Annotated in this window: 15 protein-coding genes and 1 rRNA gene; 10 read left to right on the top strand and 6 right to left on the bottom strand. The window is 51.0% G+C overall.

What is annotated here, in order from left to right:
• Position 1 precedes the first annotated feature (1 nt).
• From mnmG to rpmH, 6 genes are all read right to left on the bottom strand, one after another.
• Entirely contained in the window at positions 2-1,891 is a 1,890-nt protein-coding gene (gene mnmG / locus BLO51_RS21415; protein WP_090675087.1) for a tRNA uridine-5-carboxymethylaminomethyl(34) synthesis enzyme MnmG, read from the bottom strand.
• Between the two features lie 30 nt (positions 1,892-1,921).
• Positions 1,922-3,298: a tRNA uridine-5-carboxymethylaminomethyl(34) synthesis GTPase MnmE gene (mnmE, locus tag BLO51_RS21410; protein WP_090675085.1), complete on the bottom strand. Its 1,377-nt coding sequence runs from the start codon at positions 3,296-3,298 to the stop codon at positions 1,922-1,924.
• Positions 3,299-3,382: 84 nt separating this feature from the next.
• Positions 3,383-4,000, bottom strand: coding sequence for an RNA-binding cell elongation regulator Jag/EloR (jag, locus tag BLO51_RS21405; RefSeq protein ID WP_090675084.1), 618 nt, complete (start codon positions 3,998-4,000; stop codon positions 3,383-3,385).
• A gap of 12 nt (positions 4,001-4,012) precedes the next feature.
• Positions 4,013-4,747, bottom strand: coding sequence for a membrane protein insertase YidC (yidC, locus tag BLO51_RS21400; RefSeq protein ID WP_090675082.1), 735 nt, complete (start codon positions 4,745-4,747; stop codon positions 4,013-4,015).
• Positions 4,748-4,862: 115 nt separating this feature from the next.
• Complete coding sequence (gene rnpA / locus BLO51_RS21395) at positions 4,863-5,228, bottom strand: ribonuclease P protein component (RefSeq protein WP_090675079.1); 366 nt, start codon at positions 5,226-5,228, stop codon at positions 4,863-4,865.
• Positions 5,229-5,343: 115 nt separating this feature from the next.
• Positions 5,344-5,478 (bottom strand): 50S ribosomal protein L34, encoded by a 135-nt coding sequence (rpmH, locus tag BLO51_RS21390; RefSeq protein ID WP_090675078.1) that lies wholly within the window; start codon positions 5,476-5,478, stop codon positions 5,344-5,346.
• Between the two features lie 506 nt (positions 5,479-5,984).
• Between rpmH and dnaA the strand changes: the two genes are divergently transcribed.
• The 10 genes from dnaA to BLO51_RS21340 form a co-directional block, all read left to right on the top strand.
• A complete protein-coding gene (gene dnaA / locus BLO51_RS21385) occupies positions 5,985-7,355 on the top strand; it encodes a chromosomal replication initiator protein DnaA (RefSeq protein ID WP_090675076.1) in 1,371 nt (456 codons plus the stop codon).
• A gap of 209 nt (positions 7,356-7,564) precedes the next feature.
• Positions 7,565-8,707 carry a DNA polymerase III subunit beta gene (dnaN, locus tag BLO51_RS21380; RefSeq protein WP_090675075.1) on the top strand — a complete coding sequence of 381 codons (1,143 nt, stop codon included), beginning with the start codon at positions 7,565-7,567 and terminating at the stop codon, positions 8,705-8,707.
• A 17-nt stretch (positions 8,708-8,724) separates the two neighbouring features.
• On the top strand, positions 8,725-8,940 hold the full coding sequence (gene yaaA, locus BLO51_RS21375; protein WP_090675073.1) for a S4 domain-containing protein YaaA: 216 nt from the start codon (positions 8,725-8,727) through the stop codon (positions 8,938-8,940).
• Positions 8,941-9,000: 60 nt separating this feature from the next.
• A complete protein-coding gene (recF, locus tag BLO51_RS21370) occupies positions 9,001-10,107 on the top strand; it encodes a DNA replication/repair protein RecF (protein ID WP_090675071.1) in 1,107 nt (368 codons plus the stop codon).
• Between the two features lie 29 nt (positions 10,108-10,136).
• A complete protein-coding gene (gene remB / locus BLO51_RS21365; RefSeq protein ID WP_090675069.1) occupies positions 10,137-10,385 on the top strand; it encodes an extracellular matrix regulator RemB in 249 nt (82 codons plus the stop codon).
• A 58-nt stretch (positions 10,386-10,443) separates the two neighbouring features.
• Positions 10,444-12,354, top strand: coding sequence for a DNA topoisomerase (ATP-hydrolyzing) subunit B (gene gyrB, locus BLO51_RS21360; RefSeq protein WP_090675067.1), 1,911 nt, complete (start codon positions 10,444-10,446; stop codon positions 12,352-12,354).
• 9 nt (positions 12,355-12,363) lie between these two features.
• Entirely contained in the window at positions 12,364-13,227 is an 864-nt protein-coding gene (locus BLO51_RS21355) for a polysaccharide deacetylase family protein (RefSeq protein WP_090675066.1), read from the top strand.
• 63 nt (positions 13,228-13,290) lie between these two features.
• Positions 13,291-15,774, top strand: coding sequence for a DNA gyrase subunit A (gene gyrA, locus BLO51_RS21350; protein ID WP_090675064.1), 2,484 nt, complete (start codon positions 13,291-13,293; stop codon positions 15,772-15,774).
• Between the two features lie 156 nt (positions 15,775-15,930).
• A complete protein-coding gene (locus tag BLO51_RS21345) occupies positions 15,931-16,998 on the top strand; it encodes an HD-GYP domain-containing protein (RefSeq protein WP_090675063.1) in 1,068 nt (355 codons plus the stop codon).
• A gap of 281 nt (positions 16,999-17,279) precedes the next feature.
• Positions 17,280-17,368: ribosomal RNA gene (locus tag BLO51_RS21340) — 16S ribosomal RNA — on the top strand; the annotation flags it as partial.

Here is a 17,368-nt window from a genome sequence, read left to right as displayed (position 1 = left end):
ATTAACCTCTGGCTGCAACGACTTTATTGTAATGCTCTAAATGAACAAGCAAAATGGAGATGTCCGCTGGCGTAACGCCGCCAATACGGGAAGCTTGACCGATGGAGATCGGACGGATTTTCGCCAGCTTTTGCTTCGCTTCGGTGGCGATTCCGTGAATTCCATCGTAAATGATATCGTCCGGAATCCGCTTTTTCTCCATTTTCCGAAGCCGTTCCACTTGTGCAAGCTGCTTCTCAATATAGCCGCTGTATTTCACTTGAATTTCGACCTGCTCCTTCATGTCCTCCATGAGCTCATAGGGAGCCGGAGAAATGCCATGAATGTGCTCGTAAGTCACTTCCGGCCGGCGGAGCAAGGACAACAGATCGACGGAGTTGTTCAGTTCGGCGCTGCCGAGCGAAGCAAGCATCGCTTGAACCTCCTGCGTCGGTTTTGTCTTCGTCGTTTTAAGCCGCTCAAGCTCGGCTTCGACAAGACGTACTTTCTCCTGATACCGTGCATACCGTTCTTCCGGAATCAGGCCGATATCGTAACCAAGCTGGGTCAACCGCAAATCCGCATTATCGTGGCGGAGCAGCAAGCGGTACTCGGCACGCGACGTCAGCAAGCGGTAAGGCTCGCTCGTCCCTTTCGTCACCAAGTCGTCGATCATCACTCCGATGTAAGCTTCGGAACGATCCAGAACAACAGCTTCCTTCCCTTGCACTTTGCGGGCCGCATTGATTCCGGCCATAATCCCTTGTCCTGCCGCCTCTTCGTAGCCGGAGGTGCCGTTAATTTGCCCGGCGGTAAACAGCCCGTCAATCATCTTCGTCTCAAGCGACGGCTTTAGCTGCGTCGGAATCACGGCATCGTACTCGATAGCGTATCCGGTGCGCATCATTTCGACCTTCTCCAGCCCCGGAATCGAGCGGAGAATTTGCAGCTGCACATCTTCGGGCATACTCGTAGAAAGCCCTTGTACGTAGTATTCCTTCGTATTGCGGCCTTCCGGCTCCAGGAAAATTTGGTGCTTCGGCTTGTCGCTGAAGCGTACGATCTTATCTTCGATGGACGGGCAGTATCTTGGTCCCGTTCCTTCGATCGCTCCGGAGAACATCGGAGCCCGGTGCAAGTTATCGTTGATGATTTGATGCGTTTCCTCTGACGTATAGGTTAGCCAGCAAGGCAGCTGATTCGGCACTTCCTCCGTCGTATCGTAGGAGAAAAATTTCGGTTTCTCGTCCCCGGGCTGAATCGATGTTTGGCTAAAATCGATCGTATCCTCATGCACCCGCGGCGGCGTCCCCGTCTTAAAGCGGACCAGCTCCAGACCGTGCTTGCGCAGATTTTCCGACAGCTTGACGGCCGGCTGCTGGTTGTTCGGTCCGCTCTCATACATCAGCTCGCCCATAATGATCTTGCCGCGCAGGTACGTGCCTGTCGTCAGTACGACCGTTTTCCCCATATAGACGGCGCCGCTTTTTGTAACGACACCTTTGCACACGCCATCCTCGACGATCAGTTCTTCGACCATACCTTGACGAAGCGTCAAGCGGTCCTGTTTCTCAATCGTTTCCTTCATCGTGTGTTGATACAAAAATTTATCGGCTTGCGCCCGCAAGGCATGCACAGCCGGTCCTTTCCCCGTGTTCAGCATGCGCATTTGAATATACGTTTTGTCGATGTTGCGGCCCATTTCACCGCCAATCGCATCGATTTCACGCACAACGTGCCCTTTCGCCGGTCCGCCGACGGAAGGGTTACACGGCATAAAAGCGATCATATCCAGATTGATTGTAAGCAGCAGCGTCTCGCAGCCCATCCGGGCCGCCGCCAAAGCCGCTTCGCTACCGGCATGACCGGCTCCGATCACAATGACATCATATTGACCTGCAATGTAAGTCATTCTCCCAACCTCCTAACCCTTTTGGAGAAATTATTTACCTAAACAAAATTGTGAAAAAATCTGATCTATTAACGATTCGCTTACCGAGTCCCCGATAACTTCCCCGAGGTGCTCCCAAGCGTTACGAATGTCGATTTGAATCATATCGATCGGCACAAAAGCCTCCGCTGCTTCGTGTGCCTCCGTCAGAGCTGATCTGGCCTGCTTCAGCAGATGAATATGACGAGCGTTGCTCACATAAGTCAGGTCACTTGATTCTACCTGACCGCTGAAAAAAATACTAGCAATAGCTTTTTCCAAGTCCGTGATGCCTTGCTGGGCAAGCAGCGACATCCGCACAACCCGGTCCTCACCAAACGCCGACTTCAAAACCTCTTCCTCAATAAGCTGCGGAAGATCCTGCTTGTTGATAATCGCGATCACCTGACGGTCCTTCAACTGGTCGATCAGCACATACTCATCCGGCTGCAGCGGCTCCGCCCCATTGCATACGAACAGGATCAGATCCGCGTCCGACAGCGCTTGGCGCGACTTTTCCACACCGATCTGCTCGACCAGATCCGACGTTTCCCGAATCCCGGCCGTATCGAGCAGCTTCAGTGGGATGCCGTTCACATGCACGTACTCCTCCACCACATCGCGGGTCGTCCCAGCAATATCGGTGACAATGGCCCGCTCCTCCTGCGCCAGCGTATTGAGCAGCGACGACTTGCCGACATTCGGCCGGCCGACGATCGCCGTAACCAGGCCTTCCCGCAAAATTTTGCCCTGCTGGGCCGTCGTCAGCATGCGTTCGATATCCGACAGCGCGTCCGCACATTTCTCTTTGATAAAAGCGTTTGTCATCTCTTCGACATCGTGCTCGGGGTAATCAATATTGACCTCGATGTGCGCCATCAGCTCGACGAGCCGGTGGCGAAGCTCTTTGATCGTTTTCGATAGGCTGCCCTCCGACTGCTTGAGCGCAATGCGAAACGCCCGGTCCGACTTGGCGCGGATCAGGTCGATGACCGCCTCTGCCTGGGACAAGTCGATCCGGCCGTTTAAAAAGGCGCGCTTCGTGAACTCGCCCGGCTCGGCCAGCCGCGCTCCGTGCTCCAGCAGCAGATCCAGCACCTTCCGCACCGAGACGAAACCCCCGTGACAGCTGATTTCGACTACGTCTTCCTTCGTAAACGACCGCGGCGCCCGCATCACCGTCACGAGCGATTCCTCCACCTGGGCCCCGGTTTCCGGATCGCGAATATAGCCGTAATTCACCGTATGCGTCGGCACATCCGCAAGCTTCGATTTCCCTGTAAAAATTTTATCGCACACAGGTACCGCTTCATCACCGCTGACGCGAATGACCGCGATTCCTCCTTCACCCATCGGGGTGGCAATCGCCGCAATGGTGTCTTGATTCATGATAGCACCTCAATCTGACTTTCTCCATAATTAAAGAAAAAGCAATGAAGTCATTACGGACATGACATCATTGCAATGTGGCAATCAACGTAAAACGATAACGATTCGGCGGTTCGGCTCGTCTCCGCGGCTGAACGTGCGAACCTTGTCGTGCTGCTGCAGCCAAGAGTGAATCACCTTGCGCTCCGCAGGCGACATCGGCTCCAGCACCACTTCCTTGCGCGTCCGGACGACGCGTTCCGCCAGCCGGTCAGCCAGCTCCTGCAGCGTCTTGGTCCGGCGCTCGCGAAACTGCTCGGCGTCCAGAACGATGCGCACATGCCGATCCGAAAAGCGGTTGGCGACAATATTGACCAAGTACTGCAGCGCATCAAGTGTCTGCCCGCGGCGCCCGATCAGCATGCCGAGCTCCGAGCCGTGCAGATGAAGCTGCGTACCGTCCTTGTCCTGTTTTTGTTCGATCCGCACGTCAAGCTTCATGCTGCGAAGAACCTCCTGCAGGAACGCGACCGCTTCCTCGATCGCATCAGGCAGCAGCTCAAGCTCCACCCGGGCGTCCTTCGCCCCGATGAGGCCGAACAAGCCCTTGGAGGGCTGCTCCAGCACGCTGATTTTCACCCGTTCCTCCGGCACACCCAGCTGCCCGAGTCCGTTTTTGACGGCATCGTCAATCGTTTTACCCGTAACCACGATTTTCTTCATATCATCGCACCCTTACTTTTTAGATCCGCCCTTTTTATTAGGTACACCATAAATAAAGTAAGATTGAACAACGGTGAACACGTTGCTGTATACCCAGTAAAGCGGCAGCGCCGAAGCGAAATTCATCGCCATCACGAAAATAAGAATCGGGAAAATAAACATCAGGCTTTGCATTTGCGGGTTCATTTGCGACGACATCATTTTTTGCTGCAAGTACGTCGTTAGCGCAGCCAGGAGCGGCAGGATATAATAAGGATCTTTCGTGCCGAGCTGCATCCACAAGAAGGAATGCTCGCCGATGTGATGGTTGCGCATGATCGCATTGTAAAGCGCAATCAAAATCGGCATCTGCACAAGCATCGGAAGACAACCGGCAAGCGGATTGACGCCTTCCTTCTGAAACAGCTTCATCGTCTCTTCCTGCTGCTTCTTCGGGTCGTCTTTATATTTTTCCTTCATCTTCTGCAGTTCCGGCTGTATCTCCTGCATCTTCTTCGAGCTTTTGTATTGTTTCAACGTCAACGGCAATATAATGAGCCGGATAATAATCGTTACGACAAGAATCGATAATCCGTACTGCCCGCCGAGCAGGTTGGCGAACCAGTCAAGCGTATTGGCCAGCGGTCCTACGGCATACTTGTCCCAAGTGCTATTGGCCGGATCGATGGGGGCGTTGGCGGGACTGCATCCGGCCAGCAGCAGCAATACCGACACGAGCGGTATATATTTCAGTAATCGGCGCGTCAAAAGAGTATCCTCCCAGTATCATCTTTTCCAATAATCAACTATATCATATCTTTGGACACAAAGAAACTGATCCCCGCGAATCGCCGGCCTAGAGGCCAGCATACCATCGCGAAGCTCAGCCGGGTCCCGGACTATTTTCTTTGCGCAGCAGCAGCGATGCGCGCTTGAACACGTGCAGCACGCTTTTTTCCATCTCGTGATAGGACATTTCGGCCGCCGGCTTCCTGGCAATGAGGATCAGATCGTACCCTCCCGGAATCCGGGCGGCGTTCAATCGCACGATCTCTTTGAGAAGACGCCGGATCCGGTTGCGCACAACGGCGTTGCCGAGCTTCTTGCTGACCGAAACTCCAAGCCGAAACGAAGCCTGCTGCGGCTGCGCTTTATTATACAGAACGAACTGGTGATTCGCAGCGGATTTGCCGTGACGATATACCTTATCGAAATATTCTCTTTTGGTCAGTCGGTTTTTCTTTTCCACGCGGCATCGCTCCATTGGTCAATCCTTGAGTAGCCTGGGCTTCCCTATCGTTCGCGAATTCGTCCCGTTTTAAACGAATGCAACAAAAAAGACCACCTGACAGTGGTCTCTCGTCTTATGCGCTCAGTACTTTTCTTCCTTTTAGACGGCGAGCAGCCAATACTTTGCGGCCGTTCTTCGTACTCATTCTTTTACGGAAGCCGTGAACTTTTTTGCGCTTTCTAACGTTCGGTTGGAAAGTCGGTTTCATTTATCGTGCACCTCCTCAAAGGATTTCGTTCCCAATCCCCAAAAATACCTTTTAACATTAAACCACTTTATGTGCCAAAAGTCAACTTCCAGCCTGTAAAAAAGTTATGCACAGGCTGCGGCCTAATTCGACCATTTCTCCCCTGTGAATAAAAAAATCGGGTTTTTCACGGCTCTTGGCGAATTGTAAACAGATTATAAACAATATCTAGTGCTGTTGATAACTTAAATACACAAGGTCTTGGGTATGTGGATAATCCCAAACATTCCATTGCTAACGCGGGTCTTTTTTGATATCATGAATATGTTTTCTTTTGTGGATACGGATTTATTTCAATAATGTTATCAACAGCCTGTGGATATCTCTGTGAACAATTTTCAGTGCCTCTGTATAATGAAAATTTCGTAACCCTGCACATTGTGGATAGTTTCGACAGCATCTGATTTTTTTCTACAGGGGCGCGGCTTATGCCATACCGGTTATTTTTTTGAAGGAGTGAATAGATTGTGGAAAGCCATCCCAACGACCAGTGGCAGCAAGTTCTTTCCATATTGCAAAAAAGGGTGAGCAAGCCAAGCTACGAGACGTGGCTGACTTCCACAAGAGCCGTGACATTCAACGATTCCACGGTCGTCATCTGTACCCCCAACAATTTTTCCCGGGAATGGCTTGAAAACCGGTACACCAAACATATAAAGGAAGCCGTATTCGATTACTGCGGCAAGCAGGTCGAATTAAAGTTCATCATCGAGTCCGAAGACGAAGCCGATTCGTTCAGCCGCTCTTCCTCCCCGTCAACCATTCCCGCAAGCGTGCCGCAAACCACCGTTTCCGAGGAAACGTTCAGCCGCATGCTTAATCCCAAGTATTTGTTCGATTCGTTCGTCATCGGATCGGGCAATCGCTTCGCTCACGCCGCATCGCTAGCGGTCGCCGAAGCGCCGGCCAAAGCATACAACCCGCTGTTTTTGTACGGCGGCGTAGGACTGGGCAAAACGCACTTGATGCACGCGATCGGCCATTACGTGCTTGAGCATAATCCGAGCGCCAAGGTCGTCTACATCTCGTCCGAAAAATTTACGAACGAGTTCATCAATGCGATCCGGGACAACCGGGGGGAAAGCTTCCGCAACAAGTACCGCAATATCGACGTGCTTCTTATAGATGATATTCAATTTATTGCGGGAAAAGAATCGACGCAGGAAGAATTTTTCCATACGTTTAACGCGCTGCACGAAGAGCGGAAGCAGATCATCATCTCCAGCGACCGGCCGCCGAAGGAAATTCCGACGCTCGAGGAACGGCTGCGCTCCCGGTTCGAATGGGGGCTTATCACGGACATTCAGCCTCCGGACCTAGAGACGCGGATTGCCATACTGCGCAAAAAAGCGAAAGCCGAGAATCTGGATATTCCCAACGAAGCGATGGTCTACATAGCGAGCCAGATCGATTCGAACATTCGGGAGCTGGAAGGCGCCTTGATTCGGGTGGTCGCTTACTCGTCTCTTATTAACGAAGACATTACGTCGCATTTGGCGGCCGAGGCGCTCAAGGACATTATCCCGAGCAGCCGTCCGCGGGTGATCACGATTCTCGACATCCAGCAGAAGGTCGGCGAATTTTACGGCTTGAAGATGGAGGATTTCAAAGCGAGGAAACGAACCAAGACCGTGGCTTTCCCGCGGCAAATCGCCATGTATCTGGCCCGCGAGATGACTGACTTTTCGCTGCCGAAAATCGGCGAGGCGTTCGGCGGCCGCGATCATACGACCGTCATTCATGCGCATGAAAAAATATCCGAAGCGCTCAAGTCCGACCAGGAATTATATAAAATTATTAAGAACATTACCGAAAAAGTGAAAAACGTGATGATGTAATCATTAGCGTCTATTCACAGCCCTCAATCCACAACTGAATAAAGGGGAGCCTATGCACACACTTATTCACATGTGGATAGGCTCTCTTTTTGCCTTATTCACGCATTTATCCACATATCCCGGGGCCCTACTACTATTACTATAAAAAAACATGTAATATAGAGGTATATGCGCAACTCTCCCATTTTAGAACTTGTAGGAGTGAAATTATGAAGTTAACCGTACTGAAAGAATTTTTGAACGAGTCGATTCAACACGTTTCCAAAGCCATATCCAGCAAAGCGACGATTCCCATTTTAAGCGGAATTAAAATAGACGCCGATTCCACTGGCATCACGCTAACGGCGAGCGATACCGATATTTCGATTCAGAGCTTCATTCCGATCGAAAAAAATGAGCTGCAAGTTATCGACCTGAAGCAATCCGGCAGCGTCGTGCTCCCTTCCAAGTTTTTCGTGGAAATTATTCGCAAGCTTCCGGCGCAACAGGTCGAGATTGAGGTCAAAGACCATTTCCAAACGACAATCCGTTCCGGTTCTTCGGAAATTCAACTGGTTGGACTCGATCCGGAGGAATATCCGATCATGCCGGGCATTGAAGAGAACAAACGAATTCAAATCCCGAGCGATCTGCTTAAAACGATGATCAAGCAAACGTCATTTTCGGTGTCCACGAACGAAGCAACGCCGATTTTGACCGGAATTCTGTGGACCATTTCCAACGGGAAGCTGAAATTTACCGCTTGTGACCGGCATCGCTTGGCTTCCAGGGAAACGACTATCGATACGAACGTCGATCTCTCCCTTAATAATGTTTCCATATCAGGGAAAACCTTGAATGAGTTGTCCAAAATTCTTCCCGATCAAAACACGCTGATCGACGTCGTATTTGCTGAAAATCAGGTGCTGTTCAAAATGAGCTCCATTCTTTTCTATACCCGTATCCTGGACGGAACGTATCCGGATACGTCGAAGCTCATTCCTCAGGTGTATCAGACCGAGTTGGTTGTCAACACGGACAATCTGGCAGACGCGATCGACCGCGCCTACTTGCTTTCGCGGGAAGAAAAAACGAATATTGTGAAGCTCGTGATGCGCGAGGATCAAACGATTGAAATTTCCTCCAGCTCGTCCGAGCTGGGGAAGGTAACCGAGGAACTGACGACGGTAAGCATGAAAGGGGAGCTGCTGCGCATTTCGTTCAACTCCAAATTTATGCTCGATGCGCTTAAAGTGATGGACAGCGAACACATTCATATCGGATTTACTGGTGCGATGCAGCCGATCATCATTCGTCCCGACGAAAATTCGAGCCTGCTTCAGCTTATTTTGCCGTACCGGACTATGGGCTAAAGGAGTGCTTTTACAAGATGAAAACCATCGGCATTCGCACCGAATATATTACGCTTGGGCAATTTTTGAAGCTCGCCGACTGTATTTCCACCGGCGGGCAAGCCAAGAGCTTCCTGCAGGAGGCTACCGTCATCATCAACGGCGAGCCGGATAACCGCCGCGGCCGCAAGCTGGTGGCCGGCGACATCGTCAACGTTGCGGGCTGCGGCGAATTCCAAGTCGTACAGGAATAAAGCCCAAGCACATGCTTTTGAAGCCGGCATTGCTCCGCAATGCCCTTAGGAGGAACTCTATTGCAGTTAAAACGGCTTTCATTGCAGCATTACCGTAACTACGACCAGATGGAATTCCAAACCGACAACATGGTCAACATCATTGTCGGACCGAATGCACAAGGCAAAACGAACCTGCTCGAATCGATCTTCGTGCTGGCGTTGACCAAATCCCACCGGACGCATCAGGACAAAGAGCTGATCCGGTGGAACGCTTCCTCCACGCTGCTGCACGCCGAAGTCGAAAAGCGTTACGGTACGGTGCAGCTCGATTTATCCATATCGCAGCAAGGCAAAAAGGCCAAGGTGAACGGGCTGGAGCAAAAAAAGCTCAGCAATTTCATCGGGGCCTTAAACGTCGTTATGTTCGCGCCTGAAGATTTGGAGATCGTCAAGGGCTCTCCCGGCATCCGCAGGCGCTTTCTCGATATGGAGATCGGGCAGGTTTACCCGTCCTATTTGCATGACCTGTCGCAGTACAACAAAATATTGCAGCAGCGCAACAATTACTTGAAGCAGTTGTTTTCCTCGCCGGGCAAAGCTTCCATGCTGGACGTATGGAATGAACAATTAATGCAGTTCGGTGTTAAAATTATGAAAAAACGTCAAAGCTTTATAAAGAAGCTGCAAGCATGGGCCGAAAAGATCCATGCCGGTATCACCAACGGCTCCGAGCAGCTCCGCATCGAGTACGACAGCGCCTTGTCCCACGCGCTGGAACAAGAAGACGCTGTTTTATTTGACCATTTTATGATAAAGTTATCACAGGTGAAGGATCAGGAGCTTCGCCGGGGCGTGTCATTGGTCGGGCCGCACCGCGACGATCTGCGATTTTATATCAACGACAAGGAAGTACAGACGTTCGGCTCCCAAGGGCAGCAGCGGACGACGGCTTTGTCGCTTAAGCTGGCCGAGATCGAGCTGATCCGCGAGGAGGTCGGCGAATATCCCCTGCTCTTGCTCGACGATGTGCTCTCCGAGCTTGACCGCTACCGCCAAACCCAGCTTATCGAGACGTTTCAACGCAAGGTCCAAACCTTCATAACAACCACTGGCATTGAAAGCATAGATTTGTCAAAACTGGAAAGTGCTTCCGTGATTCACGTTCGGGACGGAAGCTTGACATAGATAGTTTTGCCGATAAGGAGTGGGCCAGCGTGTTTATCCATTTGGGCGGAGAAAAAATTATTCGCACCGCAGAGCTTGTCGCCATTTTTGACCTTTCCATTGAGAAATCATCGAAAATATCGAAACAATTTACAACGTATGCCAATAAAGACAAGAAGGTGGAAGTCATCGGCGATGAGGATAGCAAGTCGCTCGTGGTGACCCAGACGAAAGTATATTATTCCCCGATTTCGTCCATGACCTTGAAGAAACGGGCTCATCATCTGTTAACGAACTAGATTTTTTGAAATGCTTCGTAAAGAAGCTTTTCTTAATTACGGAAAAGTGGGTGTCTGCATGTCTGTGAATCCAGGTACAAGTTATGATGAAAGTCAGATCCAGGTGCTTGAAGGTCTGGAGGCCGTTCGCAAGCGTCCGGGGATGTATATCGGCTCGACGAGCAGCCGCGGCCTTCATCATCTGGTATGGGAAGTCGTCGACAATAGTATAGACGAAGCTTTGGCAGGATACTGCACCAGAATCCATGTCATCGTTCATCAGGATAACAGCATTACCGTTATCGACAATGGACGCGGCATTCCGGTCGGCGAGAATCCGAAGCTGAAAAAATCGACGGTAGAGGTCGTCCTTACCGTACTTCATGCCGGCGGCAAATTCGGCGGCGAAGGCTACAAGGTGTCCGGCGGCTTGCACGGGGTAGGCGTCTCCGTCGTGAATGCCCTTTCCAAGAAGCTGATCGTGGAGGTCAAACGGGAAGGCAAGGTACACCAGCAGGAATACCGTTGCGGTGCTCCGCAGCAAGAATTGCAAGTTATTGGCGAGTCCGATGAAACGGGGACGAAAGTAACGTTTTGGCCCGATGAACAGATCTTCACGGAAACGACGGAGTATTCTTACGAGACGCTCCAATCGCGGATTCGGGAGCTGGCGTTTTTGAATAAAGGCATTGAAATTACACTGACCGACGAACGTACGGACGTATCCCAATCGTTTTTCTATGAAGGCGGGATCGTTTCGTTCGTCGAGTTTTTGAATCAGCACCGGGAAGCGCTGCATCAGCCGATCTATGTCGAAGGGCAAAAAGACAATATCCAGGTTGAAGTCGCCTTGCAATACAACGACAGCTATACGGAGAACATTTATTCGTTCGCCAACAACATCAACACGCACGAAGGCGGTACGCACGAGTCCGGCTTCAAAAGCGCATTGACGCGGATATTGAACGATTTTGCGCGGAAATTCAATGCGATTAAAGACAGCGACGCCAATTTGACCGGTGACGACGTGCGCGAGGGAATCACCGCGATTATTTCCGTCAAAATTCCGGAACCGCAGTTCGAAGGACAGACGAAGACGAAGCTCGGCAACAGCGAGGTTCGCGGGATTGTCGAGTCGCTGTTTGCCGAGAAGCTGCAGGAATTTATGGACGAAAATCCGACGGTTGCGCGTAAAATTATCGAGAAGGGCGTCCAGGCGCAAAGAGCCCGAGAAGCCGCGCGGAAAGCCCGCGAGCTGACGCGCCGCAAGAGCGCGCTCGAAGTCAGCTCCCTGCCGGGTAAGCTGGCCGACTGTTCCTCCAAGGACGCTTCGATCAGCGAAGTGTATATCGTCGAAGGGGACTCTGCCGGCGGCTCCGCTAAGCAAGGACGCGACCGGCATTTCCAAGCCATTTTGCCGCTGCGCGGTAAAATTCTTAACGTGGAAAAGGCGCGCATGGACAAAATTTTGTCCGACAACGAAATCCGGGCGATTATTACGGCGCTCGGTACGGGAATCGGGGAAGATTTCGATATTGCCAAAGCGCGTTACCATAAAATCATTATTATGACGGACGCCGACGTCGACGGCGCCCACATCCGGACGCTGCTCTTGACGTTCTTCTATCGCTACATGCGCAAGCTGATCGAAGCCGGCTATGTCTATATCGCTCAGCCGCCGCTTTACAAGCTCGAACGGAACAAAACGGTGCGCTACGCGTACAACGACAAGCAGCGGGAAGCGATTTTGGCCGAATTCGGCGATGGCGTCAAAGTGAATACTCAGCGTTATAAAGGTTTGGGCGAAATGAATCCGGGGCAGCTGTGGGAGACGACCATGGATCCGGAAAGCCGTACGATGCTTCAGGTCAGCATTCAAGACGCGATCGAAGCCGATACGATGTTCGATACGTTGATGGGCAGCAATGTCGAGCCGCGGCGCGACTTTATCCAGCTGCACGCCAAATTCGTCCAAAACCTGGATATTTAACGACTTACCATGCGAAATGTGAAAAAATACGGCTTGCTGTGGCTGCTCGCGGCAGTCGCTTGGCTGCTGCTCGTACCGGGCATGTTTCAGGTACGCGGAACAGACGTCTGGTACACGGACCGGGTAGCGGTCATCGCCTATCACCATATCGACGATCATACACAGGGGGACGTTACAATAACGACGGCGCGCTTTCGCGGCCAATTGACCGATCTGCTGCAGCGGGGATACCATTTCATATCGCTGCAGCAGTTTCGCGATTTTATGGCTGGCAGGCAAGTACCGCCCAATGCCATCCTGGTTACGTTTGACGACGGATACCGAAGCTTTTACACGAATGCTTACCCGATTTTGAAAGAACTGAATATTCCCGCCGTGAACTTTGTCATCACGAAAGATCTTGAGCATCCCGAACAGAGCCTGATTCCTTCGCTTTCCAGGGATCAGATTCGTTTTATGACCCGGGAAATAAAAGACATCGACGCCCAGTGCCACTCGGATAGCCTGCATGACCGGGCGCCTGACGGCGGACCGCTGCTGACGACCCGGCTTCCTAAGGACGGTGGTACTGAAGATCTGCCGCAATTCGAACAGCGAATTACGGATGATACGAAAGCATGCGTCAACAAGCTGAAGGAGCTTTACGATCGTCCGGTGGATGCCTATGCGTATCCATTCGGCTACTATGACGAGCAATCGATCGCTTGGCTTCGCAAAGCAGGCATTCGATACGGTTTTACAACGGCAAGCGGCTTGACTGGCCGGGATGCGGACCCGATGCAAATTCCGCGCATTAACGCAGGCAGTCCATTTGTTAAAGCGAACTCATTAAATAATTTAATTATTAAATCGATTTCCCATAAGTCTTCATAGAAAAGGTTTAGACCTTTTATAGCAGCAGTTCTTGAGAGCAGATAGCATGTAGGAGGGGTACACATGTCGGAAGAATCTCGTTCGCAGATTAGAGAAATCGATATCGGCTCGGAAATGCGCACCTCCTTTATGGATTACGCAATGAGCATCATTGTCAGCCGCGCTCTGCCGGATGTACGGGATGGGCTTAAGCCGGTGCATCGACGTATTTTGTATGCGATGTCGGAACTGGGTATGGCGCCGGACAAGCCGTATAAAAAATCCGCACGGATCGTCGGCGAAGTCATCGGTAAATACCATCCGCACGGCGACTCGGCTGTTTATGAAACCATGGTTCGGATGGCGCAGGATTTCTCCTTGCGCTACATGCTCGTCGACGGCCACGGAAACTTCGGCTCCATTGACGGGGACATGGCCGCGGCCATGCGGTACACTGAAGCGCGCTTGTCCAAGATTGCGATGGAGCTGCTTCGCGACATCAACAAAGAAACGATCGACTTTGTGCCTAACTATGACGGCGAAGAACAAGAACCGGCCGTATTGCCGGCGCGTTTTCCGAACCTGCTGGTGAACGGTTCGTCCGGGATTGCGGTTGGCATGGCAACCAATATTCCGCCGCACAATATGATTGAGGTTATCAACGGTGTCCAGCAGTTGATCGAAAATCCCGATGTGACGCCGCTTGATTTGATGCAATCGATCAAAGGCCCGGATTTTCCGACCGGCGGCTATATTATGGGTCGCGAAGGAATCAAGCAAGCGTATGCGACCGGACGCGGTTCCGTGACCATGCGCTCAAAGGCAACGATTGAAGAAAACGGCAACAAAGCGCGGATCATCGTGCACGAGCTGCCGTATCAAGTGAATAAAGCCCGATTAATCGAAAAAATCGCCGAGCTGGTCCGGGATAAAAAAATCGACGGCATTACCGATTTGCGCGATGAATCCGACCGCAACGGGATGCGTATCGTCATCGAGCTGCGCCGCGACGTGAATCCGAATGTCGTGTTGAACAACTTGTACAAGCAGACGGCGATGCAGTCGAACTTCGGCATCATCATGCTTGCGCTTGTCAACGGCGAGCCGAAAGTGCTCAACCTGCGCGATATGCTGTTCTATTACCTGGAGCATCAGAAAGAAGTCATTCGCCGCAGAACCGAATACGAACTTCGCAAAGCGGAAGCGCGCGCGCACATTCTGGAAGGTCTCCGTATTGCGCTTGATCACTTGGACGAAGTCATCACGCTGATCCGCAGCTCCCGTACGGCGGAACAAGCCCGCGACGGCTTGATGGAGCGCTTCGGGCTCAGCTTGGATCAAGCACAGGCCATTTTGGACATGCGTTTGCAGCGCCTGACCGGGTTGGAGCGCGAGAAGATCGAAGAGGAATACGCCGAGCTGCAGAAAAAAATTGCGGAGTTAAAGGCGATTCTGGCCGACGAAAAGCTCGTTCTGAATATCATCAGCGAAGAGCTGAACGAAATCAAAGAGAAGTTCGGCGACGACCGCCGTTCTGAAATTACGATCGGCGGAGACAGCATCGAGGATGAGGATTTGATACCTCAAACCGAGGTCGTTATTACCATCTCGCATACCGGTTATATTAAGCGACTGCCGGTATCGACATACCGCAGCCAGCGTCGCGGGGGCAAAGGCGTGATCGGGATGGATACGAAAAATGATGACTTTGTGGAACATCTGTTCGTAACGAACTCGCACCATTATTTGATGTTCTTTACAGACAAAGGGAAGGCGTATCGTCTCAAGGCTTATGAAATCCCGGATCTAAGCCGTACCGCACGGGGAACGCCGATTATTAACCTGATTCAGATCGAACAAGGCGAGAAGATTAATGCGGTTATCCCGGTGGAAAGCTTCGATTCCGACAAATATTTGTTCTTCGCGACGAAGAACGGTCTGGTGAAGAAGACGCCGCTTGACGATTATTCCAATATCCGCAAAGGTGGACTTATCGCCGTATCCTTGCGTGAGGATGACGATTTGATCGGCGTCAGGCTGACGGACGGCAACCAATCGATCATTATGGGAACGAAGCAGGGCATGTCCATTCATTTCCCTGAGAAGGAAGTCAGGGCCATGGGCCGTGCCGCTACCGGCGTCAAAGGAATTCAGCTCGACGAGGGCGACGCGGTCATTGATATGGATGTCGTGCATGAGGATAACAGCGTGCTGATCGTAACCTCCAAAGGGTTCGGCAAGCGTACGCCGGTTTCCGAGTATCGTCTCCAATCTCGCGGCGGCAAAGGCATCAAGACGCTGAACGTGACGCCGAAGAACGGTCCTGTTGTCGGTCTGAAAATTGTCCGGGAAGACGAAGACCTCATGATCATTACCGCTTTAGGCACGATCATCCGGACAAGTATGTCCGGCATTTCGCTCATGGGCCGTAACACGCAAGGGGTCAAGCTCATTAACATTCGGGAAGAGGATGAGGTATCCACCTTGGCTCGTGTGGATAAGAGCGAGGAGCAACCGGAGCTTGAAGAGGGCGCGGAATCTTCGGAGGACCAAGAAACGCAAGAGTAACAAGACCTTTAAATATTTTAAAACGAAGATGAGAAGAATGGGGCTTACATCCCCATTCTTTTTCGTTTATAATAACAACATAATTGGGTCTAAAGTATTATTTTTTGAGAATCTTTGATCTGCGGAAGCTGACAAGAGGTAAGGTGAGGGAATCCCATGGTAACCGTTCCTGTTTCCCAATTGAAACCCGGCGAAAGAATTATTGAGAATGTTATTACGAAATTTAACAATGTTTTGTTTATGAAAGGAAAAATCGTATCGGAGCGCGATCTCGATATTTTGCGAGCATTCCTCATTCCATCCGTTCAGATCGAAGTCAAAAACGGGGAAGCGGATTCTGCCGTGCAGGAAGCGACGTCTGAAGAGCAAGCCGACAACGTTTTGCCTTTTCATGAGCACTATCATACGATGCTGCATTTGCTTCGTCGCGTGTTCAATACTTCCGCATCGGGAGGATATAGTCCTCCGATTCTGGAAATTCGCACGACGCTTGAAGCGCTTATTAATAATATCGATCAGTATGACGTGTTGACGTTCAATCCGCGTCACTTTCAACTGAGAGATTTTATTTACCACAACAGCATTATGGTTAGCCTGACTTCCTATCTTTTGGCCAAATGGCACGGGTTGTCTTCCAAGGAATTAATGCAGGTTGCGCTTGCCGGATTGCTGCATGATATCGGCAATGCCAAAGTGGATCCCGCCATTTTGCATAAGCCTACCAAGCTTACCGCCGAGGAAGCCGAAGATATGAAGCGACATACCATTATCGGCTATAATATCTTAAGGCCTGTTCCGGCGATCAACGAAGGGGTCAAGCTGTGTGCCCTCCAGCACCACGAGCGGGAGGACGGTTCCGGCTATCCGCTTGGCATTCAAGGCGATAAAATTCATCTGTATTCCAAAATCGTAGCTGTTACCGACATGTTCCACGCCATGACGACCGACCGTTTTCACAAAAAGGCCGTCTCGCCGTACCTCGTTTTGGAACAGCTTCAAAACGAGTCGTTCGGCAAAATGCAGCCTGCCATCATTCAGACGTTTATAAGCAAAGTAACCGCATTCCACAACGGTATGCTTGTCCGGCTGAGCGATAACCGGGTTGGCGAAATCGTATTCTCCGACCATGCGCACCCGACGAGACCATGGGTTAATGTGAACGGCAAAATCATTAATCTAACGGTAGAACGTCATTTGCATATTCAAGAGGTTATTCAGAAATAACATATTTTCGGATCAAGGCTTGACTTTCGGTACGATTATATGTTACATTAGTCTTCGCCCCTCAGAAGGGCGAGGCTTTTTTCTCTCTTACATCATCTTGGTGGAAATTTGGTAGAAAAAAAAGTACTTGCAATCGAGTAGGCGAATGTGGTATATTGATTAAGTCGCCGCTAAACAAGGCGACAAGGAAATTGCCCTTTGAAAACTGAACATTGAGTGAGTGTCATAAAGAGAATGAAAATTCTCGTCAGTAGTAAATTTTGAGCTTTATCAGCTTTTCTTTAATGGAGAGTTTGATCCTGGCTCAGGACGAACGCTGGCGGCGTGCCTAATACATGCAAGTCGAGCGGGTTTTACCTTCGGGTAAAGC

The organism is Paenibacillus tianmuensis, from assembly GCF_900100345.1.
GTDB classification, from domain to species: Bacteria; Bacillota; Bacilli; order Paenibacillales; family NBRC-103111; genus Paenibacillus_G; species Paenibacillus_G tianmuensis.
This window is presented reverse-complemented; position numbering and strand designations above follow the sequence as displayed.

What these genes read in the sequence shown, in the direction of transcription:
- gyrB (WP_090675067.1), top strand. Translation starts at nt 10,444, where the DNA reads ATGTCTGTGAATCCAGGTACAAGTTATGATGAAAGTCAGATCCAGGTG.
- dnaN (WP_090675075.1), top strand. Translation starts at nt 7,565, where the DNA reads ATGAAGTTAACCGTACTGAAAGAATTTTTGAACGAGTCGATTCAACAC.
- mnmG (WP_090675087.1), bottom strand. Translation starts at nt 1,891, where the DNA reads ATGACTTACATTGCAGGTCAATATGATGTCATTGTGATCGGAGCCGGT.
- BLO51_RS21345 (WP_090675063.1), top strand. Translation starts at nt 15,931, where the DNA reads ATGGTAACCGTTCCTGTTTCCCAATTGAAACCCGGCGAAAGAATTATT.
- jag (WP_090675084.1), bottom strand. Translation starts at nt 4,000, where the DNA reads ATGAAGAAAATCGTGGTTACGGGTAAAACGATTGACGATGCCGTCAAA.
- yaaA (WP_090675073.1), top strand. Translation starts at nt 8,725, where the DNA reads ATGAAAACCATCGGCATTCGCACCGAATATATTACGCTTGGGCAATTT.
- gyrA (WP_090675064.1), top strand. Translation starts at nt 13,291, where the DNA reads ATGTCGGAAGAATCTCGTTCGCAGATTAGAGAAATCGATATCGGCTCG.
- rpmH (WP_090675078.1), bottom strand. Translation starts at nt 5,478, where the DNA reads ATGAAACCGACTTTCCAACCGAACGTTAGAAAGCGCAAAAAAGTTCAC.
- BLO51_RS21355 (WP_090675066.1), top strand. Translation starts at nt 12,364, where the DNA reads ATGCGAAATGTGAAAAAATACGGCTTGCTGTGGCTGCTCGCGGCAGTC.
- mnmE (WP_090675085.1), bottom strand. Translation starts at nt 3,298, where the DNA reads ATGAATCAAGACACCATTGCGGCGATTGCCACCCCGATGGGTGAAGGA.